Origin of the sequence: Caballeronia sp. LZ028 (genome assembly GCF_031451415.1) — a bacterium.
GTDB lineage: Bacteria > Pseudomonadota > Gammaproteobacteria > Burkholderiales > Burkholderiaceae > Caballeronia > Caballeronia zhejiangensis.
The window spans coordinates 1-25,082 of the sequence record NZ_JARUXN010000021.1 but is presented as its reverse complement, the minus strand read 5'-3'; the positions used below and the strand labels follow the sequence as shown (position 1 = coordinate 25,082).

Annotated in this window: 25 protein-coding genes; 9 read left to right on the top strand and 16 right to left on the bottom strand. The window is 61.2% G+C overall.

The features are described from left to right. Positions 1–112 precede the first annotated feature (112 nt). A complete protein-coding gene (gene bfr / locus QCE58_RS33555) occupies positions 113–589 on the bottom strand; it encodes a bacterioferritin (protein WP_250522642.1) in 477 nt (158 codons plus the stop codon). A 312-nt stretch (positions 590–901) separates the two neighbouring features. Here bfr and QCE58_RS33550 point away from each other — a divergent pair, with 312 nt between their 5' ends. Both QCE58_RS33550 and QCE58_RS33545 read left to right on the top strand, forming a co-directional pair. Then, positions 902–2,695 carry a serine hydrolase gene (locus QCE58_RS33550; protein ID WP_250437797.1) on the top strand — a complete coding sequence of 598 codons (1,794 nt, stop codon included), beginning with the start codon at positions 902–904 and terminating at the stop codon, positions 2,693–2,695. A 155-nt stretch (positions 2,696–2,850) separates the two neighbouring features. Beyond that, entirely contained in the window at positions 2,851–3,009 is a 159-nt protein-coding gene (locus QCE58_RS33545; protein ID WP_008345908.1) for a DUF3563 family protein, read from the top strand. Positions 3,010–3,040: 31 nt separating this feature from the next. Here QCE58_RS33545 and QCE58_RS33540 read toward each other — a convergent pair whose 3' ends face one another. From QCE58_RS33540 to QCE58_RS33520, 5 genes are all read right to left on the bottom strand, one after another. Then, positions 3,041–4,279 (bottom strand): glycosyltransferase family 4 protein, encoded by a 1,239-nt coding sequence (locus QCE58_RS33540; protein ID WP_008345906.1) that lies wholly within the window; start codon positions 4,277–4,279, stop codon positions 3,041–3,043. After that, positions 4,276–4,725 carry a hypothetical protein gene (locus tag QCE58_RS33535; protein WP_250522643.1) on the bottom strand — a complete coding sequence of 150 codons (450 nt, stop codon included), beginning with the start codon at positions 4,723–4,725 and terminating at the stop codon, positions 4,276–4,278. Before QCE58_RS33535 ends, QCE58_RS33540 begins: the two co-directional genes overlap by 4 nt. Next, a complete protein-coding gene (locus QCE58_RS33530) occupies positions 4,676–5,884 on the bottom strand; it encodes a glycosyltransferase family 4 protein (RefSeq protein ID WP_250522644.1) in 1,209 nt (402 codons plus the stop codon). Before QCE58_RS33530 ends, QCE58_RS33535 begins: the two co-directional genes overlap by 50 nt. A 377-nt stretch (positions 5,885–6,261) precedes the next feature. After that, positions 6,262–7,506, bottom strand: a complete 1,245-nt coding sequence (locus QCE58_RS33525; protein WP_008345902.1) for a hypothetical protein — start codon at positions 7,504–7,506, stop codon at positions 6,262–6,264. A gap of 414 nt (positions 7,507–7,920) precedes the next feature. After that, positions 7,921–8,367, bottom strand: a complete 447-nt coding sequence (locus QCE58_RS33520; RefSeq protein WP_250442169.1) for a hypothetical protein — start codon at positions 8,365–8,367, stop codon at positions 7,921–7,923. On the opposite strand from QCE58_RS33520, the gene QCE58_RS33515 reads away from it, so the two are divergent. Further along, on the top strand, positions 8,266–8,907 hold the full coding sequence (locus QCE58_RS33515) for an ATP-grasp fold amidoligase family protein (protein ID WP_309781202.1): 642 nt from the start codon (positions 8,266–8,268) through the stop codon (positions 8,905–8,907). The genes QCE58_RS33520 and QCE58_RS33515 overlap by 102 nt on opposite strands. Positions 8,908–8,910: 3 nt before the next feature. Here QCE58_RS33515 and QCE58_RS33510 read toward each other — a convergent pair whose 3' ends face one another. Then, positions 8,911–12,861, bottom strand: a complete 3,951-nt coding sequence (locus tag QCE58_RS33510) for a chemotaxis protein CheB (protein WP_309781199.1) — start codon at positions 12,859–12,861, stop codon at positions 8,911–8,913. Positions 12,862–13,019: 158 nt separating this feature from the next. Here QCE58_RS33510 and QCE58_RS33505 point away from each other — a divergent pair, with 158 nt between their 5' ends. From QCE58_RS33505 to QCE58_RS33485, 5 genes are all read left to right on the top strand, one after another. Next, on the top strand, positions 13,020–13,358 hold the full coding sequence (locus QCE58_RS33505) for a cupin domain-containing protein (RefSeq protein ID WP_008345896.1): 339 nt from the start codon (positions 13,020–13,022) through the stop codon (positions 13,356–13,358). A gap of 283 nt (positions 13,359–13,641) precedes the next feature. Further along, entirely contained in the window at positions 13,642–14,757 is a 1,116-nt protein-coding gene (locus tag QCE58_RS33500) for a SpoIIE family protein phosphatase (RefSeq protein ID WP_250522648.1), read from the top strand. 12 nt (positions 14,758–14,769) lie between these two features. Next, the gene (locus QCE58_RS33495; RefSeq protein ID WP_008345892.1) at positions 14,770–15,333 is read left to right on the top strand and encodes a SiaB family protein kinase; all 564 of its coding nucleotides are present in this window, start codon (positions 14,770–14,772) and stop codon (positions 15,331–15,333) included. An 18-nt stretch (positions 15,334–15,351) separates the two neighbouring features. Further along, positions 15,352–15,747, top strand: coding sequence for a DUF1987 domain-containing protein (locus QCE58_RS33490; RefSeq protein WP_008345890.1), 396 nt, complete (start codon positions 15,352–15,354; stop codon positions 15,745–15,747). A gap of 2 nt (positions 15,748–15,749) precedes the next feature. Then, entirely contained in the window at positions 15,750–16,463 is a 714-nt protein-coding gene (locus QCE58_RS33485; protein WP_008345888.1) for a GGDEF domain-containing protein, read from the top strand. Positions 16,464–16,484: 21 nt separating this feature from the next. Here the strand turns inward: QCE58_RS33485 and QCE58_RS33480 are convergent, their stop codons facing one another. Together QCE58_RS33480 and QCE58_RS33475 are read right to left on the bottom strand one after the other, a co-directional pair. After that, complete coding sequence (locus tag QCE58_RS33480; protein ID WP_008345887.1) at positions 16,485–16,853, bottom strand: NUDIX hydrolase; 369 nt, start codon at positions 16,851–16,853, stop codon at positions 16,485–16,487. Between the two features lie 99 nt (positions 16,854–16,952). Continuing rightward, complete coding sequence (locus tag QCE58_RS33475; protein WP_309781194.1) at positions 16,953–17,267, bottom strand: hypothetical protein; 315 nt, start codon at positions 17,265–17,267, stop codon at positions 16,953–16,955. A 223-nt stretch (positions 17,268–17,490) separates the two neighbouring features. Here QCE58_RS33475 and QCE58_RS33470 point away from each other — a divergent pair, with 223 nt between their 5' ends. After that, entirely contained in the window at positions 17,491–17,844 is a 354-nt protein-coding gene (locus QCE58_RS33470) for an H-NS family nucleoid-associated regulatory protein (protein ID WP_250522649.1), read from the top strand. A gap of 46 nt (positions 17,845–17,890) precedes the next feature. Here the strand turns inward: QCE58_RS33470 and QCE58_RS33465 are convergent, their stop codons facing one another. From QCE58_RS33465 to QCE58_RS33435, 7 genes are all read right to left on the bottom strand, one after another. After that, positions 17,891–18,337: a DUF2501 domain-containing protein gene (locus tag QCE58_RS33465; protein WP_250522650.1), complete on the bottom strand. Its 447-nt coding sequence runs from the start codon at positions 18,335–18,337 to the stop codon at positions 17,891–17,893. Positions 18,338–18,444: 107 nt separating this feature from the next. Then, positions 18,445–19,758, bottom strand: coding sequence for a sorbosone dehydrogenase family protein (locus QCE58_RS33460; RefSeq protein ID WP_250522651.1), 1,314 nt, complete (start codon positions 19,756–19,758; stop codon positions 18,445–18,447). After that, positions 19,751–20,200 (bottom strand): DUF2231 domain-containing protein, encoded by a 450-nt coding sequence (locus tag QCE58_RS33455; protein ID WP_250442165.1) that lies wholly within the window; start codon positions 20,198–20,200, stop codon positions 19,751–19,753. Before QCE58_RS33455 ends, QCE58_RS33460 begins: the two co-directional genes overlap by 8 nt. A 207-nt stretch (positions 20,201–20,407) precedes the next feature. Then, positions 20,408–20,644: a hypothetical protein gene (locus QCE58_RS33450; protein WP_175982216.1), complete on the bottom strand. Its 237-nt coding sequence runs from the start codon at positions 20,642–20,644 to the stop codon at positions 20,408–20,410. A 186-nt stretch (positions 20,645–20,830) separates the two neighbouring features. Beyond that, on the bottom strand, positions 20,831–22,024 hold the full coding sequence (prpF, locus tag QCE58_RS33445; RefSeq protein WP_250437806.1) for a 2-methylaconitate cis-trans isomerase PrpF: 1,194 nt from the start codon (positions 22,022–22,024) through the stop codon (positions 20,831–20,833). Between the two features lie 24 nt (positions 22,025–22,048). Continuing rightward, positions 22,049–24,646 (bottom strand): Fe/S-dependent 2-methylisocitrate dehydratase AcnD, encoded by a 2,598-nt coding sequence (gene acnD / locus QCE58_RS33440; protein ID WP_250522652.1) that lies wholly within the window; start codon positions 24,644–24,646, stop codon positions 22,049–22,051. A gap of 186 nt (positions 24,647–24,832) precedes the next feature. Then, a partial coding sequence (locus QCE58_RS33435; protein WP_309781191.1) for a citrate/2-methylcitrate synthase occupies positions 24,833–25,082 on the bottom strand: 250 nt, incomplete at its 5' end.

Here is a 25,082-nt window from a genome sequence, read left to right as displayed (position 1 = left end):
GATGATAGTGCGGATACCCGTGTGAAAGTAGGTAATCGTCAGGCTCCTCATGCTCCAAACAAAAACCCCACCCCAAAAGGTGGGGTTTTTGCGTTTGAACTTTCAAAGCATCTCACGCCAGCTTGCGAATAGCCGATTGCTGATAATTCTCGATGCCGATTTTGTCGATGAGGCCGATCTGAATCTCCAGCCAATCGATGTGATCCTCGGTAGCGTCGAGCAGTTCGACCAGAATCCCTCTTGAGACAAAGTCCCGCACCGATTCGCAATAGACGATCCCCTCCTTGCATTGCGCTTGGGCCGCCTGCTCGAGCTTGAGGTCGTTCTGCAGAGCTTCGAGCGTCTGCTTGCCAATGGCCAACGCATGAAGATCCTGCAAATTCGGCAGTCCATCGAGCATGAGGATTCGCTCGGTCAGCTTGTCAGCATGCGTCAACTCGTCCATCGACTCGTCGTATTCGTGCGCGCCGAGTTCTTCAAATCCCCAATGCTGATAGAGACGCGCGTGCAAAAGATACTGATGCACGGCCGTCAGTTCGTTCTTCAGCTCGGCATTGAGGTAGTCAATCACTTTCGGATCGCCTTGCATACCGTCTCCCGCCTGGTCGCGTTGCCACACACTCAGAATAGACGTTCGGCGATGACGAGCCGACAACGAGATTCATTCGCATTAGTGGCGACACTGCCGCATCCACCCGCGTAGCGGAAACTTCGCTCGATTGCGCGATTTTCATGCCTATAATCGAGCGCAAAAGGAACGAGCCGCACAGAGTACGCCTTGCAGATAACAACAAGGAGAGACGTCGTGCCCCGATCGAACCGTACCCGCGCCCCTTCAATCTTCAGCCCGAATATAGCGAGCACGGGCCGTCGGCAGTTCCTCGGCATGGCCGGCGCCGGAATGCTCGCGACACTTCTCCCCGGCTGCGGCAGCGATAACGCCGACTCCCAGTCCTATCCTCAAACCGTCGCCATGGGGCAGCAGGCAATCCAGCAGGCCATCGGCAATCCGACGCAGCCCGTCGCGGCAATATCGGTGGCCATGCTCAAGGGCAGCAACGTGTTCTGGCAGCAGGCGTTCGGCGTATCGTCGGTGCCGAACCAAACCAAGGCGACGACCCAGACGCGTTTCAACATCGGCTCCGTCAGCAAGCTGTTTGCGGCGCTCGCAGCGACGATCCTTCAGGATCGCGGACTGATCACGCTCGATACGCCGATCGTCCGTTATCTCCCGACATTCACGATGCTCTCGCCCGAGTACGCGAAGATCACGACGCGCCAGTTGCTCTCGCATTCGTCGGGACTGCCGGGCACGAATTCGCGCAATCTCTTCACGTTCGCGCCGGTTCCCGGCTACGCAGCCGATACGCAAGCCGAACTCGCGAATACGCATCTGAAGCATTACCCCGGCGAGCTTGCCGTGTATTGCAACGACGGCTTCACGATGATCGAGCAGATCGTCCTCGCGATGACAGGGCAGAGCTTCGCAAGCTTCGTGGAAGCGAACATCCTCGCGCCGCTGAAGATGACGAACTCCAGCTATCTAACGAGCGTGCCGAGCAGCGGCTCGTTCTCGTATCCCTTTGCGAACGGCACGCAGTATCAGGAATTCGTCAACGCCTATGCGACGGGCGGGTTGAGCTCCACGCCCGGCGACATGATGAATCTCGCGCAGATGATCATCGGCGGCGGCATGTTTCAGGGGCAGCGCGTAGTATCGGCGGCGGGCATCGCGCAGATGGGCACGGATCAAACTACCGGACTCCTGATTAATCCGTCGCCCGAATGGAAATGGGGACTCGGCTGGGACTCGATCAGGCAACCGGCGCTCGATGCAGCAGGCGTCCTCGGATGGGAAAAGGACGGCGGAACGGCCTTCTATTCGAGCGAGTTCTTTGTCGTGCCACAGGCGCAACTCGCGCTGATGATCACGGGCAATTCGGGCTACGACGCTCGCAAGATCGCCGAATCGCTCGTGCTCTCCGCGCTGAAAGAGGACGGCTCGATCGCCTCGCTGCCGGCCAAGATCAGCACGACGGCGCCATCGGCGGCATCGGCGCCGAACATCGTCACGGCTGGCGGTATCTACGGCAATTCCGACTCGCCATTCCAGGTGATCGCGAATCCGGACGGCAGCCTGCAATTGAACCAGTGGGATGGAAAGAAGCGTACGTGGACGCAGCTTGGCGCATACCAGTATCGCAGTGACGGATGGTGGTGGAGCAATAGCGATAGCGCCTCGTATCGCTTCACGGTCGCTTCCGGAACCGATGAGAACGGCCACGCGTACAGCTATCGCTATCTGATGAAGCGTGTGGTGCCAGGCGCGGGTTACGCGTATCTCACGCTGCCGGTCGGTCAGCAACTCGCCGCGCTCACGCCGCTCGACACCGCATGGCAGCAGCGTTTAGACACGCAATGGACCCTGACGAACGATTCGCCAACGGCCGTGCCGATCGTCATCGATGGGAACGAACCGGCTTACCTGACCACGTTGCCCGAACTGCCGGGTTATGTGCTGTACGGCAACACGGACCTTCGCTATCAACTCTTCGTGCCGCTTTCGGACGATCGCGGCGGCATGTCGGTCAAGGTGCCTGGTAACTTCGGTCGCGATCTCTATGAGATCCGCTTTGCGTCAGCGAGTGGCGGCACGACACTGACGCTCGGAAGCTCGATTTACGCGAAGGCTTGAATGAAAGCACTCATTCGAAGCTAATTCACGGGAAGTAACCTGCTTCACATCGGCGATGCATGTGAAGCAGGTTCGACGAACGAACGTCATGCGCGCTGCGTCAGGCGGTGAAGCGATACGGCAAACGCCGCCTCCTACACGACAAGGAGCACATCATGTTCGCACTGCTTTCGCATCTTCTCGGCAAGCTGGTTTCCCGTACCGACATGCCTTCGCACAGCGCTTATCTCGCGTCGTCAGGCGATCTTGCCGATCTCGAACGCCGCATGCGTAACGTCGAAGACGAAGACCGCGCTTACAGCATGTCGTTTTGATGCGCGAAGACCCGCATGAAACATCCGCGGCTCAATTCGCCTCACGTCCTGTCGCGAGCCACGGCTTTCGATCTTCGAGGCAGACCATTCCTTCGTACAGTTCGACGTAGGAGCGGATCATCGCATCGAGACTGAATTTGCGCGCATGCTGGCGCAGCCGGTCGCGCGTAGACGGATCGTCGAGCAAGGCGGTCGCCTCGTGAATTTTGTCGATCAACGTCTCGGGCCGGCCGACGTCGAACAGGAGATTCGAACGCGGCTCGATGATCTCGGGAATGCCGCCCATATTCGATCCGACGACGGGCACGCCATGCGAATACGCTTCGAGGACGACCAGCCCGAACGGTTCGTTCCACACGGACGGCACCACCAGAATATCGATGCTGCTCAGGAAATCCGAAGGATCGACCCGTCCGAGGAAAGTCACGCGCGGGTCCGCGTATTTCGTCTTGACCGAATCGACGAAGTCCTGATCTCCGGTGCCGCCGATCGAGAGCGTCCAGTCGAGCGTCTGGTCTGCGAGCAGTTGTTCCAGCAGCAACTCGACGCCCTTTTCAGGCAGCACGCGCCCGAGCATGCCGAGTCGCAATGGAGCGTTTCCATCTTGTCTCGAATGCTGTGCCGCGACGGAATCCATGGCCGGCTGATAGCAATTGTTGATGACGGTCGTCTTTGCCGCACGCGAGAAAAAACCGCTCTCGAGATGCTTCTGCAAGACGAAATCGCTGACGCCGACCGCAACGCTGACCTGCGCGGATGCGATCTGCTTCGGCTTCGCATACAGCGAGCACACGCCGCACTGACTCGCGCAGGGCTTGCCGGCCGTGAGCATGCTCGCCGTCGGGCACAACAGATAGTAATCGTGGATCGTATGTACGATAGGCACGCCCGCGTTGTTGGCGACGCGCCATGCATCGACGGAAAGACACGAGAGGTTGGCAGTATGAATGATGTCCGGCTTCTCGCGCTCGATGATCTCGGCGAGCTTTCGCGTCATCGACGTGTTGCGCACGTCGATCGCGTGCCAGATCAGCTTGGCGACGCGGGAATGCTCGCCAGGCGCATGCGGCCAATAGAGATTGGTCGAACGCAGACGATAGACCTTCGCGCCGTTGACGACTTCATTGCGATCGTCGCCTGTGCCGGTCGCGCAGACCACGCAAACCTCTATGCCTGCCTTGATGAGGCCATCGGCAAGGAGTCGCGTCGCAACTTCGGCGCCGCCGACCTCGTCTGGAAAATATAACGTGTTCGCGATCAGTACTTTCACGGCGTATGGACAGGATGCAGATCACTACGAGCCGGCGGCTTGGCGGTGCGAAAGTCTTCGCGCGCGCCGTAGCTTGTTGAGCGCTTGCCGATGATGTGACGGGGCGGATGACCCTTCATGTGTCGCGGCTCCGGTTCTACAGCGTATGAGCTGATGGCTGACAGTTGGCGCCGCGTCACCTCGATCCGATCGACGACAGGATTGGAAATCGAGTGCGGTCGTTCGAGCTGAGCTTTGATCCTGCAAGGTGTGCGGCCCAGTTTACCCCATGAAAGCAAGGGGTATCGCGTTTTTTCAATTTGCGTGCTGCCTACATGCTTTGCGTCTTCCTTATGAATCGATAGCCCGATTTTTACCTTGTGGCCAGCAGCAAAAACGATATGGACCGTGGCAAGGTTACGGACATACGGCGCGTGGCAGCGGCTGTTCTTCGAGCACGCTTTCATACAGCGCGCGATATGACTCGACCATCGTATCGACGTTGAAGCGCCGCGCATATTCGCGGAAACGCTCGTGCACGCGCGGGTCGTCGAGCAACGCCACCGCTTCATGCAGCTTGCCGATGATCGAAGAGGGCTGCGCGATGTCGAACACCAGATTCGTGCGCGGCTCGATGACTTCGGGAATGCCGCCCGTGTTTGCACCGACGACCGGCACGCCGTGCGAATACGCTTCGACCGTGACCCTCCCGAACGGTTCATTCCAGATCGATGGCACCACGAGAATGTCGATGCTGTCGTAGAACGCGTCGGACTTCACGCGGCCGAGATATTCGATGCGCGGATCGTCGTACTTCGACTTGAGCGCCTGAAGATAATCGGCATCCGCATGGCCGCCTACGGCTAGCGTCCATTGCAGCGTATCGTCCGCGAGCAATTGCTCGAGCAGCACTTCCAGCCCTTTCTCCCGCGACACGCGCCCGAGTATGCCGAGTCGCACGGGGCCGCCTGTATAACGGCGCGTGCGCGGCGGCGCAGTCGAAGTTTCAAGCGATTCGCACGCGTTATAGATGACCGCCGTGCGCGACGCACGCGAAAAGTAGCCGCTTTCCAGATGCTTTTGCAACACGAAGCGACTCACGCCGACAGCGACCGCGACGCGCGCCGACGCGATGCGCTTGGGCTGCGCATACACCGAGCACACGCCGCACTGCCGCTGGCATGGCTTCGAATGCGAGAACATGATCGCGGTCGGACACATCAGATAGTAATCGCGCGCCGTATGCACGATCGGCACGCCGGCATTGCGTGCGAGACGCCAGATATCGACAGAGAGGCAAGACAGATTGCTGGTGCTGATCACGTCCGGCTTTTCACGCGCGATGATGCTCGCGAGCTTGCGCGACATGATGACGTTATAGACATCGATGGCATGCCAGATCAGCTTGGCGACGCGGCCGTGCTTCTCGCGCAGATGCGGCCAGTAAAGATTGACCGAGCGAAGCCGATAGACCTTCACACCATTCACGTTGTCCACATGGTCGACACCCGATCCGGTCGCGCAGACCACACAGACTTCGATGCCTGCCCTGACCAGACCCTCGGCCAGTAGTCGCGTAGATACTTCGGCCCCTCCGGGTTCATCCGGAAAATAGAGTGTGTTCACGATCAGTATCTTCACGACGACGAAGTCCCCTTGGAAAAGCCTATGCAAAGACACGGCAGAGCGTAACGCTCTCAGGGTTCGACGATCGGTCAAACGACGGAAAAACCCCGGAAGACAAGGCAGGTATTGAAATCATCATACTCGACGGCGAGCTAACGTCGTGTTTAAAGAATCGTCGAGCCGTGCTTGTCTCTGCCATGACAGATACTCGCGCGAGCGCATTTCGGCTCGACTGCGATGCGGAAAACATAGCAGCTTGTGCACCGGCGTTCAATGTGGTGCCGAACATAGACGCCGATGACATTGGGTGTTGAAAGAAAGAGGAATGCGGGCAGTGATCGAACGCCGCGGCCTGAACCGCGGCGTTCATGCTGTCGTTACTGCGGCTCGTACCACGAATAAGTCGGAAGCGTGGTCAAAGGCTTGCCGATCTGGAACGTGATATCCCGCAGGGACGTCAGCGGAATGTTGCGCGGATCGCCCGTGTAGCGCCGCACGTCGCCGTTATCGTTGATATAGACGACGATGTCGCCGGTGATGCCCGCAACGTTCGTGCTCGAAAGCGGCATGCCCCAGACATCGAATACCTGGCCGAGCGTGAAGTCCTTGAAGTTCGGCGTTTCGATATGAATGATGCCGGTGTTGTCATGCGTGTGCGTTTCATAGTTACACGAAGACAAGATGCCGACATTCTTCGGGAACGCGAGCCACTGCCCGTCCTTGAAGATGGCGACGTGCGAGTGAACGTGGAACGTCTCGGCCATGCCCGCCGCGCAGATCAGGCCATCGACCGGCGCGCCGGTGCCGCCCGTCGCCGTATTGCCATCGGTAAAGTACAGATTGCCCACCAGGCCGCCGTAGCTGAGCGTCGTCACCGTCGAGGTGAACGGCGGCGGATCGGTCCACGTATAGGTCGCGATCTGCGTCGGCGTCGCGCCGATGACGAGCGTCACTTCGCCCTTGTCCGGCAGCACGAGGCTCGAAAGATCGCCGGTGTATTTGGTGAGCGTGCCGCCCGTGTTCACCCACGCGGTCACATTGCCAGTGAGGCCCGCCACGTTGGTCGTGCTGAGCGGCTGACCCCAGACGGAGAAGAACTGCCCGAGCGTGTAAGACGCATTCGATGTCACGTCCATGCGGATCTTGCCCGAGGCATCGACGGTGTGGACCGGATACACGCAACCCGTCTGCTTCGCCATGGTCGGCTTCACGTATCCGACGTTCGCCGGCAACGAGAGTTGCTTACCGTTTTGATAAATCGACAGATGTGAATAGCTGTATTTATTGCCGGCGACCGTGCAGTTCAGATTGGCGACGGCCTGGCCGGTGCCGCCCGTCGATGTAGAGCCGTCGCTCCATTGCGATGCGCCGATCGTCGTACCATCGACGACTGCAGTCGCGGCGGCGAGCGTCGGCGTGCCGGTCGTCGTCGAGGGCGTGCTCGCGCCGGAGGGTGCGCTCGCGCCGCCCGGTGAGCTTGCACCGCCTTCGCCCGAGCTCGTGGGCGAGCTCGATCCGTTGCCCGAACCGCCGCCGCCACCGCAAGCGGCGAGCAATGCGAGCGCTGCGGCCGCGAGTGCGCTTGTCATCCAGCGCGTGTTCATCTGTTTCTCTTTGAGCATGTGTCGACTCCGCCCCTAAGGATTTCTGAAGGTGTTGCGGGTTGCACTGCGGCCGCATGCGCGACGCATGCGTGGCGTGCATCCGGCATCGGAAGCATCGCGAGCCGCTCTCGATGCAAGAAACGCGCTTGCTCGTGGAGACGGTCTCGATACGATTGACGCAAATGTTGACGCCTGTCGCTACGACGCTCGTCTATCGACCGGATGCGTTATGGTCTGACTTGCGTCGGTGAAGTCCAGCGACTCATCGAAAGAGAGAAACCGGTCCGGTTATCTGATTCGCCGGCCCGAGGAAATTTAACGTCGAAGAAATGTCGTCGCAAGCAAAGCAACTTTTGGAAACGTGTTCTGACACCGTGGTTTTCGGGTGTGTGCGTTCGCGTACATACGTGCAGTCCACGATTCAGCAGAAAATCAAGGTTTTGATGAAGTGCCGACGGCAATGAACAGCGCCGTGGCGAAATTCGGTTCGCATTTAACGCGCGGCCGGAGAAAGGGGCGGACGGGGTTTCGTCTGACGTACAGAATAAAGGAGGGGAGTAAATGACTCTCTCGAAGACGTTGTTTCACAGCGTAAGGGACTGGTTGCCCGATAACCTGTACTTGACCATTTATCATCGTCGCCGGATCGGACGATTTCCAAAGCTGCGCAATCCGACGACATTCAATGAAAAAATCCTGCGGCGCTGCCTCGAACCCGATCCACGCTTCGGCGACCTCAGCGACAAGCTGAAAGTACGTGAATACGTTGCGGAAAAGATCGGCAGCGAGTATCTCGTGCCGCTGGTTGCTGAACCATCCGATTTCACGAGAAGTGTTTTCGATGCGCTTCCCCAATCCTTCGTCATGAAGGCGAATCACGGCAGCGGATTCGTGCAAGTCGTGCGCGACAAGAACGAAACGTCATTCGAGAAACTCGATGCAATGGCGAAAAGCTGGTTATCGACCGACTTTTATGCGATTGCACGCGAACGACATTACCGAACCATCGAGCGGCGCATTTTCTTCGAGGCACTTCTTACCGGAGAAGATGGAAAGGTCCCGCCGGATCTGAAGTTTCATGTCTTCAACAAGCAGTCGGGCGATCCGAAGATATTCATCCTCGTTATTTCGGATCGTTTCGGAAGCCCGCGCGGCGACATGTACGACGCGGACTGGAATCTTCTCGATATCGGCATGGGCCACTATCCGCGCAGCCCGACTCCGGCTCCGCGACCGGCGAATCTGGATGCGCTCGTTTCGATCGCGCGAAAGCTGTCGAGCGATTTCGAATTCGTGCGCGTCGATCTGTACGATGCGAAAGACCGGATTTACTTCGGCGAGCTGACGTTCACGCCGGGCGCTGGCATGTTCGCGCTGCATCCAGACAAGGTGGACTACGAGTGGGGAAGCCTCATGTAACGTTCACGGCCGGCCGCGCGTGTCGCCCAGCGGAAACTCGATGTGACATCGCGCGCCGTTCCGCCCGATCTCCAGCCGGCCGCTTCCATTGAGCTCGTCGGCGACCTTTCGTTCGATCATCTCCGTGCCGAAGCCGCGTCGGCGAACGTTCGCCGACGCGTCGAGCACGGGCCCGCCATGTTCGGTCCAGTCGAAGCAGAGCCACGTCGCGCCGCTTCGGTCGACGCGCGCCCAGCGAATCGTCACGGCTCCGCCATCCGCCGAAAGCGCGCCGTATTCCAGTGCGTTGACGACGAGCTCGTGGACGATCATCGTCATCGTCTCGGCGGCTTCCGATGAAAGCGCGGCATGCTCTCCGTCGATATCGAGCTTGCCGTTCGTTTCGCCCAGCGCATCGATCTCGAGACGCACGATGTCGTGCAGATCCACTTCGACGTTCAGTCCATCGGCAAGTGCTTGCTCGATGCGCGCGAGCGCTTGCAGCCGTCCGTTCATGAGCGACGCATGGCGTTCGACGCTTCCCGCGCCATCGGCGGTGCGCGCGTTGATCGAGATGATCTCGGCGATGATGCCGCGTACCCGGCGCCTCAGTTCCATGAGCAGCGCGGATTCGTGTTCTAGCGCGTCGCGCAGCGCGTCCGCCGAACGGGCGCGCTCGACCTCGGCCCAACAACGGCCCGCAACGCCTTCGACCAGCGCGACCATCTCCGGCATCCAGCGGCGGGACGTGCGTTGCGTCACGCGAAGAAGCCCGCGCAAGCGGCCTTCGGCCATCACCGGGACGAAAACAGCCGCGCCGATGCCGTCTTCGGCAAGGCTCTGCCTGATCGTCGCGGACAGACGCGGATCGGCCTGCGTATCGCTGATGACGACCGACTGGCCTCGCTCGTACGCCGACGCGAATGGCTCACAGGTCGCGCGACCTTCGATCGGCAGCCACTCGACCTGCTCGGTGTCCAGTTGCCCCGCGACCATCCGGCAAGCCAGGTGCATCATGCTTTGCGGATCGGTCAGATCGCGCGCCGCGTTCGAGAAGCGCACCAGAAACGCGTTGACTTCCCGCGTGCGTAAGCGCGAGCGTGACAGCTCGATCTGCCCTTCGACGCGCGCCAGCAGCTCGCGCGCGGAAAACGGCTTCGCGACATAGTCGTCCGCGCCGGCCTTGAGCCCCTTGATCGCGGAGTCTTCGCCGGCGTAGGCCGTGAGAAGGATGACAGGCGTGTCCCTGAGCGCATCGTCCTCGCGTATCGCGCGCAATAGAGCGAAGCCGTCCATGCCGGGCATCATGACATCCGCGAGGATCAGCTCGGGCCGGTGCCGATGCGCCTGAGCAAGCGCGAGCGTGCCGTCGGGCGCGACGTCCACTTCCCAGCGCGCGCCGAGCAGACGTTGCAGATGCTCGCGAACATCCGCATTGTCGTCGACGACCAGCACGCGGCCGCGTTTCGGTCCCGTGGCCGCGCTCAACTCGACGAGGTCATCGTCCTCGAGCGATCCGTTCGGCCGAAGCCAGCGCGCCGCTTCATCGGCCAGCAGTGCGGCGAGCGCCGGCTCGCGCCCGCTCAGGTCCGGGCGCTCGATCGTTTCGAGGCGCGAAGTCAGCGGAATCCAGACCTGGAACGTGGTGCCGGAATGTTCCTCGCTGCGCACGGACACTTGCCCGCCCAGACGCTGCACGAGATCCTTCACGATCGCGAGACCGATGCCCGCGCCTTCCGCCGTGCGCGCGCGGGATTTCTGCACGCGATGAAAGCGCGTGAAGACGTTCGGCAGCTCCGACGCCGGAATGCCGACGCCGGTATCGATGACTTCCAGTTCCGCATGCAGCCTGATCGCCTTGAGGCGAACGCTGATATGGCCTTCGAACGTGAACTTGAGTGCGTTCGAAATGAGGTTCGAGACGATCTTCTCCCACATTTCGACGTTGACCGGCACGGGCGGCATGTCCATGTCGATGGCGACGCGGCAATCGAGTCCCGCCGCCTTGATCGCGCCGGAAAACGCGCTGACGATATCCGCGGTGAGCCGGCCGAGATTGATCGGCGCGACGGCGGGCCGTCCCTGAACATCGATGGCCGAGAAATCGAGCAGGCTGTTCACGAGCCGCAAGAGGCGGCGTGCATTGCGCGACGCGACCACGACGTTCGCGGCGGCCTTCTCCGGCAGGGACGGATGCTGGCGCAGCAGCTCGTCGAGCGGCGCGAGCATCATCGTGAGCGGCGTGCGGAATTCGTGGCTCACATTTGAAAAGAACTCGGTCTTCGTGCGATCGATTTCGGCGAGCCGCGCCAGCCGCTCGCGCTCCAGTTCATTGGCGAGCGCGTCGCCGATTCCCGCGCTGACTTGCTGAACGACGAGATCGATGAAGTGCGCGTGCGCTTCGTCCTGAGGCCGATGCGGGCTGAGACCGAGAATCAGGACGCCGAGCGGCCGGGCTCGCGTCGCGGTGCCGAGCGGTATGATCAGCGCGCGCGTCGGGCGCTGGCTGCGCCGGGGCGCCGTGACAGGCGCCTCGAGACCGGGAAAGCGGCAGTCGAGATCGTCGACGGCGAAGCCCGTCAGCACGCCGGATCTCGAAGCCGCCAACGCCGCGGACATCGGCCAGCTTCCGTCGTCCCGGACGTTCATCGAGAGCGTGTAGGGCGCAGCCGCGCAGCCGGCCTCCAGACCGGCCGCTCCCGCAAGGCTCGCCTGCTGGCCCGTTTCGTCGAACAGATAGATCAGGGCGAACGGCAAATCCGCCGGCGCGCTGGCGAGCGCGGCGGCGGCGCGTTCGCAGGCTTCGCGTCGCGACAAGGCGTCGGCAAGCGCCTTCGCGAGCGTGTGCAATGCGCGCGTGCGGCGTTCGGCGACGACGTTGCGCGTCGTCTCCCAGCCCGTGTTCTGCACGCCGAGCACGCGGCCTTGCACATCGCGGATGGGCGAGTACGAGAACGTGACGAAAACTTCCTCCACGAAGCCGTGCCGGTCGATCATGATCGGGAAATCTTCGCCCGCGACCGCCTCGCCGTGAGTCAGAACGCCCTTGGCGATGGGTCCGAGCACGTCCGTCCAGACCTCCGGCCACGTCTCGTGCGCGGGCCGGCCGAGGGCGAGCGGATGCTTCGCGCCGAGGAAGACGCGCCAGCGGTCGTTGTAGATCTGAATCAGATCGGAGCCCCACAGGATCGACATCGCCTGCGGTGAATCGATGGCGGTGCGTACGGTAAGCTGCAGTTCGGCAGGCCAGCCGAGCACGCATCCGAGCGGCGTGCGGCACCAGTCGATCTCTCGCGCCAGATGCGCGATCTCGCCGGCATCGCCGAACGTGCGGTTGATGGCGCGCAGCTCCGAGCGCATGCGCGGCTGTGGCGTTCCGCAGACGATCTCGCCGATGACCTGACCGATGTCGTCGAGCGGCACCACCATGTCCGCCGCGCCCGTGGCGATGGCGGCTGCGGGCATTTGCGGATATTCCGCGCTCGCCTGACTCTGCACGATCAGGCGGCAGCCGGCGGCGCGCAACGCGTTCGCGCCCACCGAACCGTCGCGGCCGAGGCCCGTCAGGATCGCGCCGATCGCTCGCGGGCCGAAGCTGCGCGCAACGGATTCGAAGAGCCGGTCGATCGGCCGTTCGATCGCGCCGCCGGGACACGGCGACAGCACGAAGGAACCGTCCGGCAGCAATTCCACGAAAGCGTGCGGCGGGGCGACCATCAGCCTGCGCCCGCCGATGCGCGAGCCGGCGGTGATCCATTCGACCCGATACGCGAGTCGTTCGAAGACCCATAGTGTTGCTTCGGGCGGCAGGTGCATCATCAGCACGACCGTGAGCGGCAAGTCTTTCGGCAGGCCGTCGACGAGACTGGCCGTGGCCATGTGCCCGCCCGCCGACGCGCCAATGACGATGAGATCGAAGGCGGACTCCGGAATCTGCTCCAGCCGGGACTGCGATGTCGGATCGGAAATCTGCACGCGCCACTCCTCGCGATGAAAGATCCGTCTTTCAGGCTAGCACGAATGTGCGAAGCCAATTCGACGCCCATTCGACTCGCGTATTTTTTCCGATCGCTCGATCGGCGTATCTCGGGCACGATAGAACGGCAAGTTCGTTTCAATACCGAGGTCGAGCCATGCAAATCCAGACTGGTAATCTTTTCAGCTTCGAAGCGAAGCGCGGCAATGAGGAGCGTGTCGACATGCTCGTCACCGGAGAGCGTCTGAACGTGGAGCGGATCGTGTCGATGGGGCACGCGAGCCCCGAAGGATTCTGGTACGACGACTCGCGCGCCGAATGGGTCGTGCTGCTGTCGGGCGCGGCCGCGCTCGAATTCGAAGACGATTCGACGCTGCTCGAAATGCGTCCCGGCGATCATGTGCTGATCGAACCGCATTGCCGGCATCGCGTCGCATGGACGCATGCCGTCGAGCCGACCGTATGGCTCGCGATCTATCACGAACGCCGGGCCTGAAAACAAAAAATGATCGTGTTTCAGCGCGGAAAAGGCGGCAAACGTTTGCATTTGGCCGCTTTAACGCTTTCGCAACAATGAGGCGAATGACGCTGCGTCTTGTCACCGAAAGTTCATGAAGAAGCCTTAGCGTGCACTGTTTCTTCATACATCGGCCAGCGTTGTCATGCACTCAGCGTTCTCGAGCTTTCGCGGTTTTTCCGGGCAGAGAGATCTTCGTACTGCCGGCGATCTTTGCAGGGAAGTCCCCTTTGTCGACGCGGAGGGCTCCAATGCACTGGTGATGGAAATCTTCTCCGCGCGCCGCGACATGGGAAGCCTGGCCGTGATCGAAGGATTGCGCCCAATTGGGCTGATCAACCGCGATATCTTCATGTCGCAGATGAGCAAGCCTTTTCATCGCGAGCTTTACGACAAGAAGAGTTGCATCGCGTTCATGGACAAGGAGCCGCTGATCGTCGAAGCGGACGTGAGCATCGAAACCCTCGCATTCAGAACCGTCGATGCCGGCGAAAAGGCGCTCGTCGATGGTTTCATCGTCACGCGCGGCGGACGGTTCTCCGGCGTGGGCAGCGGCCTCGAACTCGTGAGCGCGGTCGCGCAAATGCAGGCGGAGAAGAACCGCCAGATCATGCAGAGCATCGAATATGCGAGCGTGATACAGCGCGCCATGCTGCGCGCATCCGACGACACATTGTCGACGCAGCTTCGCGATGTCGCGATGGTCTGGGAACCGCGCGATGTCGTCGGCGGCGACTTCTATCATTTCGCGGCGTTCCCGCATGGCTGGTTCGGTGCGGTGGCCGATTGCACCGGTCACGGCGTTCCCGGCGCGTTCATGACCTTGCTTGCTTCGGCGTCGCTGTCGAAGGCGATCGAGCAGATCGGTCCGCGCGGTCCGGCTGCGTTGCTCGCGGCGGTCAATCGCAACGTCAAGGGCTTGCTCGGGCAAGTGAACGGCGATGCCGCCGGGCATCAATCGAATGACGGACTCGACACCGCGTTTTTCTGGCTCGATGCTTCGGAAAACGTGCTGCATTTCGCGGGCGCGCGCGTCGCGCTGCATATTCTCCCGCCCGATGCGGCGGAGTTCCAAACCATCGCGGCCGATCGCATGGGCGTAGGTTATGTCGACAGCCGCGCGGACTACGCGTGGAATCTGCGCGCGATTGCGGCTCCGGCCGGCAGCCTGATCTTCATTTGCACCGACGGGCTGACGGATCAGATCGGCGGCCCGCGAAACATTTCCTTCGGCCGGCGCCGCATTCTCGATGTTATCCACGCACATCGCGGCGAGTCGCCATGGACGATCTGCGAGCACGTTCGGCAGGCGCTCGCGCATTGGCAAGGCGTGCAGCCGCGCCGCGACGATGTCACGTTCTTTTGTGCCCGTATCTAGTCAATTCAAAGCATGTCTCAACTACTCGATCAGGACAGCGCCTTTTTCGATCTGGCGCAGCGACGCAATGTTCTCTTCTATCACAAGGGATATTTCTCGCATAACATCGTCGCGGCCATGGGCGAAGTCGTGAAGCTGCAACTGGAAGTCGCCGGCGTGAGCGGTCCGACGCGCCGCAAGCTCTTCTCTTCGTTTGTCGAGCTTTCGCAGAACATCGTTCATTACTCGTCGAATGCGCTCTTGCAGGGCAGCGAAGACGAAGGCGCGATACGCGAGGGCGCGGTATGCATCTCGAAGGACGGCGAACATCACGTCATGTTATGCGTCAATCCGATGGCGACCGCCGAAGTGGAAAGCCTGCGTAACAAGCTCGAGCCGCTTCGCAACATGTCGCTCGAAGAGATAAGGCAGGCGTACAAGCTATCGCTGCGTTCGGATACACCCGAAGACAGCAAAGGCGCCGGCCTGGGTTTTCTGACGATGGCGCGCGATGCGAGCGCGCCGCTCGAATTCGCTTTTCATCCGCGTGCCGACGAACCCGGAACCACGCTGTTTTGCCTTATGGCCATCATCTGAGCAGGAAGGCACGAGAACATGGATAACTTTTATATTGCCGCCACGACGACATCGCCCGAGGTCGATTTGCGTTTCGATCAGCACGCGTTGTCGCTCAAGGGCGAGTCCTATCCCGAGAATGCGGCCGCGTTCTATGCGCCCGTCATCGAGCAGATGCGCAAGTATCTTGCCGAGCATGCCGGAGCCGTCGTCACGATCGACGTCGCGCTGACTTACTTCAATAGCTCGAGCACCAAGATGCTGTTCAGCATGTTCGACGCGCTCGATCAGGCAGCGCAATCGGGCAGCCGCGTATTGATGAACTGGTATCACGACGAGGAAGACGAGACCATCGCCGAGTTCGGCGAAGAACTGAAGGCCGATTTTCGCGCGATCGAATTCACCGACCGTCTCATCGCTCATCCGGGACGGTAGGCATGCCATCGACATCGTCCGACGATCCGACGCCGGATCTATTCCAGAACGAAAGTGCGGCGCTGGACAAGGCGCGCGCGATGCACGCGGCGCCCGATGCCGGCGCCGCGGAATATCGCCGGTCGTTGGGGGAACTCATCGATCATTTCGAGCGCCTCATGCGCGAAACGCGGCGTCTGATCGGGCGCAGCGACCGCGCCGAGCGCGAGATGCAGACGCTCGCGCAGCAATTGGCGCATCGCGCGTCGCACGATGCGCTGACGGGCGTGCTGAATCGCAGCGCCGTCATCGAGCAGGCCACGAAAGCGCTGCGCTCGACGAGCGCGGCGATGATCGTGCTCGATATCGACGAGTTCAAGCGGATCAACGATGACTTCGGGCATCCCACCGGCGATGCGGTGATTCTCGGCGTCGTCGATTGCCTGCGGCGCATCGTGGGCGATCAGGGTTTCATCGGACGCGTGGGCGGCGAGGAATTCACCGTGCTGTTGCCCGGACATGAACCGCACAGCGCCGCGCTGCTCGCCGAGCGCATGCGTGAGGCGATCAGCGATACGCTGGTCGTCGAGCCGGTGGATCGACGCATCACGGCGAGCTTCGGCATCAGCAATAATGCGGCGGGAACCGGCTTCGACATCGCATACGGCCTCGCCGATGCAGCGCTGTATCGTGCGAAGCGAAGCGGACGTAATCGCGTAGAAGTCGCCGATCAATAGGCGTATATCCGCTCTTGACGATTACTTTCTGCGTCGCTGATTCATAAGTTTGACTATATCGCTTGTCGGCGCGCTGGTTATCAGGCGCGCGATGTCGTCGAGATGAACCCAGCGGCATTTGGATATTTCGTTACTCGGGCGAGCTTTTGCCCGATTCGGGACTGCGCAGGAAAACACGTGATGGTGTTTCTGCTTGCCGCGAAAGTCGAAAAGATATTTGGCCGACTTTCCCGATAACCGCGTTTCTTCCCGAAGCTCGCGCAGTGCGGCATCCGAAAGATGTTCTCCACGTTTGAGTATTCCGCCCGGCAAGGCCCACTTCGACTGACTGCGGGCGACAAGAAGGATGCGCTTGCCTCTGCGACAGATCACGGTGGCGCGTTTCTTCAAACCGGTCTCCCTTTTACTTCCAGGTATTCTCGACGCGCTTCACGCGCCATCGAATCGGGCAGAGCCTGATTAGCTGTGTATGCTAATACAGAACCTTACTCACTCGGCAAGCTCGTAAAGCACGGGCGGCGTACACGCAACAGGCGGAAATCGCGTCATCAAACGGTCACAAACATGCGATGCGGCCAGTTCATTGTGGTAATGTCTGAGCCAGGCGATTTTTTGTTCAACTCGAGGCATTGAAATGGATAGGGATGGTGACTGGCCTTTGCCACGGCCAACCACTTTCTTCAAAGCCGACCGGCGTACTGCCGGATCGTCACTCTCGAAAACGAACTCAATAGCCAGTGCTTTCTCGTCACTGGCGACGCCGGTAATCGCGGAAGGAGTGCAAAGAGCGAAAGAGCTATCCACGACGAGCGATGCGCAAGATTTTCCCCAGCTTCGCGTCGCCTTCAGAATGCTCCGCGCTTTGTACTGGCGTATTCTCCCCATGCTCGAATTTTTCGACCCGTTATCAAGGGCGGGCACGGTCGCAACATCAAAGCGTTGACGTCCGTGCAGAACAAGCTGGGCGGGCTGAATCGGCGCAAGGGCAATGCGGCAAGCTGTCGATACACATACATTGAATCAGGAAATGGCTTACACAACACCGGAAATCACAGAACTCCTGGCGAAACAGGACGCGCTGAACAAGCAACTGGCCGAAGCGAAGGAACGCGAAACGCGCCAGGTGCTGATCGAAATCGTGCAGAAGATGCGCCAGTACGGCATCAGTCTGGAAGAGCTGTCAGGCAACAAGCCGAAAGCGCAGGAACCGGTCAGGGAAGCGAAGTATCGCGATCCCATCGGCGGCGCGACGTGGAGCGGACGCGGCCGCGCGCCGCAATGGATCGTCGGAAAGAATCGCGATGATTTTCTCGCCGACACGCGCGCCACGAAGACGACCAAAGCCGCCGCGCAAGCCGCGCTGTTCGGCGACGAGGCCTGAAGCGAAGTCTTCGATCAGGCACGCTCACGGCGGCAGGAAAAGATCGCTACAGAAGGGATTTTCCCTGAGCGAGAATCTTGTCGCAGACCTGCTTGGTGACTTGTTCCTTCAGCCCCGCACCGCTCAAGTCGAGCTGCTTGCCGTTGCCGCTATCCAGAATGCCTTTCGCGCCGTTCGTATAGCCTGAATCGCTGGAAGCCGAGCCGCCGAGCTTGCTCATCAGCCCGTCCTTGACGGATGACGCACTGCCGCCGAGATAGTTGTTCTTGACGCAATATTCGATAACGCCCGCGACATTGCTCGTGCTGCCCGACGTGAGCGAATCCATCGATAAGCCTCCGGTCAGGCCGCTCAAGTTGCCGAGTGCGCCGCCGCTGCTGCTCTCTTTACCTTGATTGAGCAGATTGCCCAGTTGAGCGTGAGCTACTGGAATGGTAAGCAGGGCTGCAGTCAGGATTCCGCCGGCCAGAACATGACGCCTTGAGAAGATCATGGTGCCTCCGAGGTTTGATCTCTCACTATAGACGATGAACGCGCGCGGGTCGGCATCGACTGCGCGCGTTTCGATTCGTTGAAAAGTACCGGATATTCAAGCGCGAATCATCCGCCTGTTCCCGTGACGCGCCATACGACATTGCCGACGTCATCGGCGATGAGAAGGCCGCCGTCGCGATCCTGCGCCACGCCCACGGGTGCGCCGTATAGCTCTTTCTGATCCGCCGATGTGAAGCCGGTCACGACATCTTTCGGCGCGCCGACAGGCTTGCCGTTTTCGAATGCGACGTAGGACACGACATAACCGCTCAGCGGCGAGCGATCCCAACTGCCATGTTCGCCGATGAACGCGCCGCCCCGATATTGCGCCGGCAGATTGCCGCCGGTATAGAACGCCAGCCCGAGCGGCGCGACGTGCGAACCGATAGCGTAATCGGGCGGAATCGCGCGGGCGACGAGATCGGGGCGCTGCGGCTGCGCGCGTGGATCGACGTGCTGTCCGTAATAGCTATACGGCCAGCCATAGAACGCATTCTCTTTTACTGAAGTCAGATAGTCGGGGACGAGGTCCGCACCGATTTCATCGCGTTCATTGGCAATTGCCCAGAGCTGCTTCGACTTCGGTTCCCATTGCAGTCCGGTCGGATTGCGAATGCCCGCTGCATAGATACGGCTCGCGCCCGTCGCCGTGTCGACTTCGAGAACGTCGGCGCGCCGGTATTCGACCTCCAGTCCGTTCTCGCCGACATTGCTGTTCGAGCCGACGCCGACATAGAGCTTCTTGCCATCGGGGCTCGCGAGCAGGGCCTTGGTCCAGTGATGATTGATCGTGTCCGGAAGATCGGCCAGCTCGACGCCGCGCTCGGCGATGCTCGTTTCGCCCGTCTTGTAGGGAAACTTGAGGATCGCGTCGGTATCCGCGACATAGAGCGTGTCACCGATCAGTTGCATGCCGAACGGCGAATGCAGTTGATCGATGAACACATGCCGCTCCCACTCGCCACTCGCGCTTTTCCTCAACAGCGTGATGCGATTCGCGCCTTTCGCCTTTTTCCCCGACTTGCTCGCGATCAATCCGGCGATGAGTTGCTTGGGCGTCGTCACCGCTTCCTCGTTCGGGCTGTTGGATTCGGCCACGAGGACATCGCCGTTCGGCAGCGCGTAGACCTGACGCGGATGCACGAGACCGGACGCGATCTTTTCGATCCGCAATCCTTCCGCGACCTTGGGCGTCGCGCCGTTGCGCCAGCCGACGTATTCGGGAACCTGCATCGGCGGCGCGAAGAAGTTGCGTGCGTCCGGCAGTGGAGGCTTCTCGCCCGCCTGATGTTGCGCATCGTACTGCGCGTGTTCGTTGCATCCGCTCATCGATGCCGCGAATGCGATCGCGAGCGCGCCTATCATCATGCGCTTATTCATGAGCCGCCTCCGCGAGAACGAGCCGGTGCATGGCCATCGCGATATGACCGATGCTCAGAAGCACCACGGTGATGACCGAGAGAATGACGTTCTCCGGAACCATCGCATAGGCATCGCGGCTATGCACGAAGGCGTTGACGACAGCGGCGACGATCGCGATCAGATTGAGCCAGAAATCGATTCGTTCGATCCGCGAGACCGCGCGCCGCTTTTGCAACCATACGTGACCGAGATTGAGCAGCCGCGGAACGATGGCGATGATGAGACCGGCCGTCACGAGCCACGCCGCGCCTTTTCCCCAGAACACATTGCGCGTGATGGCGTAGCTGATGTCGAAGATCAGCGTGCCGACAAAAAGCCCGTAAGGAATGGGATCGAGCAATTCGAATATCGCCGGAGCGAATTTCGATGGAGGTCTCGAAGTGGCGGATGAAGTGGACATAGCTTCTCTTCCGAATGCGCGTGGTTTTTAGCCCTTGCGCATGCGGCATGCCCGCGCGCGTACTTCGTTGTTGACTCGTTGAAAGGAGCAGAGATGAAACGGTGTGCCTGTTTCGACAGGTTCAAGCGAAGGTCCGGCGTGATCGACGACGTAAGAAGCGCTTCGATCGATGTCGCACCTCGAACTCGGTGCGACATCGTCGGCCGCTCACAGCAGACGCGGATCCAGCGGCGGAGGCGCGGACGGTAGCGCGGGCAGCGGCGGCGGAAGATGAAGCTCCTTCAGCAGCGCGGCGCCGGGCCACGAATCGGGCAGCTTCGGCATCTCGGGAAGCTTCTTGCTATCCGGATTGGTCAGATACAGCATGCCGCCGCGAATGGCGGACATCGCATTGCGATGCATCGTTTCGACGCACGGCAGGTCGGTGATGGTCAGAGTGGTCATGGCAGGTCTCCCGGCAAAAATAAAAGTAATTGAATGGCGACGGACGAGTCGCCATTCGATCTTTTGCACAGGTTGTGCCAAGCGAAGCAGAGCGCGCCGGTCATCGGTTTCGCTCGAATTTATCGACGCATAACGGCGTACTCCGAACGACAGTTCGATCGCGCGATGTCGGCGCGCGCCCGACACTCAATCCAGCGCGACGACGGGAACCGACACGCGGCCTTCCATCAGTACGCGCGCGCTGCGGCTCATGATCGCTTTCTTCACTTGCCATTCGCCGTTCGCTTCGACGGCTTCAGCGCCGACGCGCAACGTGCCCGACGGATGCCCGAAGCGCACCGACTGACGCTCGCCGCCGCCCGCCGCGAGATTGACGAGCGTGCCCGGAATCGCCGCCGCCGTGCCGATGGCGACCGCCGCCGTGCCCATCATCGCGTGATGCAGCTTGCCCATCGACATCGCGCGCACGAGCACGTCGACATCGTCCGCGCCGATGCGCTTGCCGCTCGACGCGACGTATTCCGCCGGACGCGCGACGAACGCGATCTTCGGCGTGTGCTGCCGTTTGGCGATTTCATCGAGGCTCTTGATGAGCCCCATGCGCAGCGCGCCGTATGCGCGAATGGTTTCGAAGCGCTTCAACGCGGCATCGTCGCCGTTGATCGCGTCCTGAAGCTCGGTGCCCTTGTAGCCGATGTCCTCCGCGTTCACGAAGATCGTCGGAATGCCCGCGTTGATCATCGTCGCCTTGAAGGTGCCGACGCCGGGCACGTGCAGATCGTCGACGAGATTGCCGGTCGGGAACATCGCGCCTTCCGCGCCTTCTTCCTCGGCGGCGGGATCGAGAAATTCGAGCTGCACTTCGGCGGCGGGGAACGTCACGCCATCGAGTTCGAAGTCGCCGGTTTCCTGGACGGCGCCGTTGGTCATCGGCACATGCGCGATGATCGTCTTGCCGATGTTCGCCTGCCAGATGCGCACGATTGCAATGCCGTTATCCGGAACGCGGTCGGGATCGACGAGGCCGCTCGTGATCGCGAACGGACCGACCGCCGCCGAAAGATTGCCGCAATTGCCGCTCCAGTCGACGAATGGCTTGTCGATGGCGACCTGGCCGAAGAGATAGTCGACGTCATGTCCGGCGCGCGCGCTCTTCGAGACGATGACCGTCTTGCTCGTGCTCGACGTCGCGCCGCCCATGCCGTCGATCTGCTTGCCATACGGGTCCGGGCTGCCGATCACGCGCAGAAAGAGCGCATCGCGCGCGGGGCCGGGCACGCGCGCCGCTTCGGGCAAATCGTTCAGGCGAAAGAAAACGCCCTTGCTGGTGCCGCCGCGCATGTAGGTCGCGGCGATCTTGATCTGAGGTGCGTGTGCCATGTGATTCGTATCCTTGATTGAATGTCAGGCCGCTTCTTTCGACGACTCCAGGAAGTCCTGCGCGAAGCGTTGCAGCACGCCGCCGGCTTCGTAGATCGAGACTTCCTCGGCCGTGTCGAGCCGGCACGTCACGCTCACTTCGACGCGTTCGCCGTTCGCACGATGGATGACGAGCGTGAGATCAGCACGCGGCTTGCGCTCGCCGATGACGTCATAGGTTTCGGTGCCGTCGATGCCGAACGTCTGCCGATTTTCGCCCGGCTTGAATTCGAGCGGCAGCACGCCCATGCCGATCAGGTTCGTGCGATGAATGCGCTCGAAGCCTTCCGCGACGATCGCTTCGACGCCCGCGAGACGCACGCCCTTCGCGGCCCAGTCGCGCGACGAGCCTTGTCCGTAATCCGCACCCGCGACGATGATGAGCGGCTGCTTGCGCTCCATATACGTTTCGATGGCTTCCCACATGCGCGTGACGCGGCCTTCGGGTTCGATGCGCGCGAGCGAGCCTTTCTTCTGTTGACCATCGACGATGGCCATTTCGTTGATGAGCGTCGGATTCGCGAACGTCGCACGCTGCGCCGTCAGATGATCGCCGCGATGCGTCGCGTACGAATTGAAATCCTCTTCGGGCAAGCCCATTTTCGCGAGATATTCGCCGGCCGCGCTGTTCGCGAGAATCGCGTTGGACGGCGAGAGATGGTCCGTCGTGATGTTGTCGCCGAGCACCGCGAGCGGGCGCATGCCCTTGAGCGTGCGAGCGCCTGCAAGCGCGCCTTCCCAATACGGCGGACGGCGAATGTAGGTGCTTTGCGCGCGCCAGTCGTAGAGCGGGCTGATGGCTTCGCCGCTTTGCGCGGTCAACGCGAACATCGGTTCGTAGACGCGACGGAACTGCTCGGGCTTCACGCTTTGTTTGACGATGGCGTCGATTTCCTCATCGCTCGGCCAGATGTCCTTCAGATACACGGGCTGGCCGTTCTTGCCGATGCCGAGCGCATCGCGTTCGATATCGAAACGGATCGTGCCCGCGATCGCATACGCGACGACGAGCGGCGGCGACGCGAGAAACGCCTGCTTCGCATACGGATGAATGCGGCCGTCGAAATTGCGGTTGCCGGACAGCACGGCGGTCGCGTACAGATCGCGATCGATGATCTCCTGCTGGATCGCCGGGTCGAGCGCGCCGGACATGCCATTGCACGTCGTGCACGCGAACGCGACGATGCCGAAGCCGAGCTTTTCCAGTTCGGGCAACAGACCGGATTCCTGCAGATACAGTTCGACCGCTTTCGAGCCCGGCGCGAGCGACGACTTTACCCACGGTTTGCGCGTGAGACCTTGCGTATTCGCATTGCGCGCGATGAGCGCCGCCGCGATCACGTTGCGCGGATTGCTGGTGTTCGTGCAACTCGTGATCGCCGCGATGATGACCGCGCCGTCCGGCATCTGCCCCGGCGTTTCTTCCCATTTGCCCGCGATGCCGCGCGTCGCCAGTTCGGACACCGGCAGGCGCTTGTGCGGATTCGAGGGACCCGCCATGTTGCGCACGACCGTCGACAGATCGAAGCGCAAGACGCGTTCGTATTCCGCGTGCGTCAACGAATCGGCCCACAGGCCAGCGGTTTTCGCGTAATGCTCGACGAGGCTCACTTGCTTGTCGTCGCGGCCCGTGAGACGCAGATACTCGATCGTCTGCTCGTCGATATGGAACATCGCGGCGGTCGCGCCGTATTCGGGCGCCATGTTCGAGATCGTCGCGCGGTCGCCGAGCGTGAGGCTCGACGCGCCTTCGCCATGGAACTCGAGATACGCGCCGACGACCTTTTCCTTGCGCAGGAATTCGGTGAGCGCGAGCACGATATCGGTCGCCGTGATGCCCGGCTGACGCTTGCCCGTCAGCTCGACGCCGACGATATCCGGCAGACGCATCCACGATGCGCGGCCGAGCATCACATTCTCCGCTTCGAGCCCGCCGACGCCGATCGCGATGACGCCGAGCGCATCGACGTGCGGCGTGTGGCTGTCGGTGCCGACGAGCGTATCAGGATACGCGATGCCATCGACCGCGTGAATCACCGGCGACATGCGCTCCAGATTGATCTGATGCATGATGCCGTTGCCCGGCGGAATCACATCGACGTTCTTGAACGCCTTCTTCGTCCAGTTGATGAAATCGAAACGATCTTCGTTGCGCCGGTCTTCGATCGCGCGATTCTTCGCGAACGCATCCGGATCGAAGCCGCCGCATTCCACCGCGAGCGAATGATCGACGATGAGCTGCACCGGCACGACCGGATTCACCTTCGCGGGATCGCCGCCCTGGTCCGCGATCGCGTCGCGCAGGCCAGCGAGATCGACGAGCGCGGTCTGTCCGAGAATGTCGTGGCAGACGACGCGCGCGGGAAACCACGGAAAATCGCGCTCGCGCTTTCGTTCGACGAGCTGCATCAGCGATTGTTCGAGGATCGCCGGATCGCAGCGGCGCACGAGATTCTCGGCGAGCACGCGCGAGGTGTAGGGCAGCTTGTCATAAGCGCCGGGCGCGATCGCTTCGACGGCTGCGCGCGCGTCGAAGTAATCGAGTGTGGTGCCGGGCAGGGGTTTGCGGTTTGCAGTGTTCATCGCCGTGTCTCGGTCATGGCATGGTCTTTCGCGCGCCATGCTCAAAGGTATTGTGGGGAAGACCCCTTCGACTGGAAATCCGGGCTATTTTAGGCGCCGATTTCAAAAATAACCCGCCGCCGGCGCGGCGACGGGCCGAAGCTCTTCACGGATCTCGCGTATCACCGTAAAGAGGGCTGATGCGCTTTACGCACGCTTTGCCAGCGGGACGAACTCGAGGTTGTCCGGACCGGTGTAATTCGCGCTCGGCCGGATGATCTTGTTGTCGATGCGTTGCTCGATGATGTGCGCGCTCCATCCCGACGTGCGCGAGATCACGAAGAGCGGCGTGAACATCGCGGTCGGCACGCCCATCATGTGATATGAAACCGCGCTGAACCAGTCGAGGTTCGGGAACATCTTCTTCGCGTCCCACATCACCGATTCGAGGCGCTCG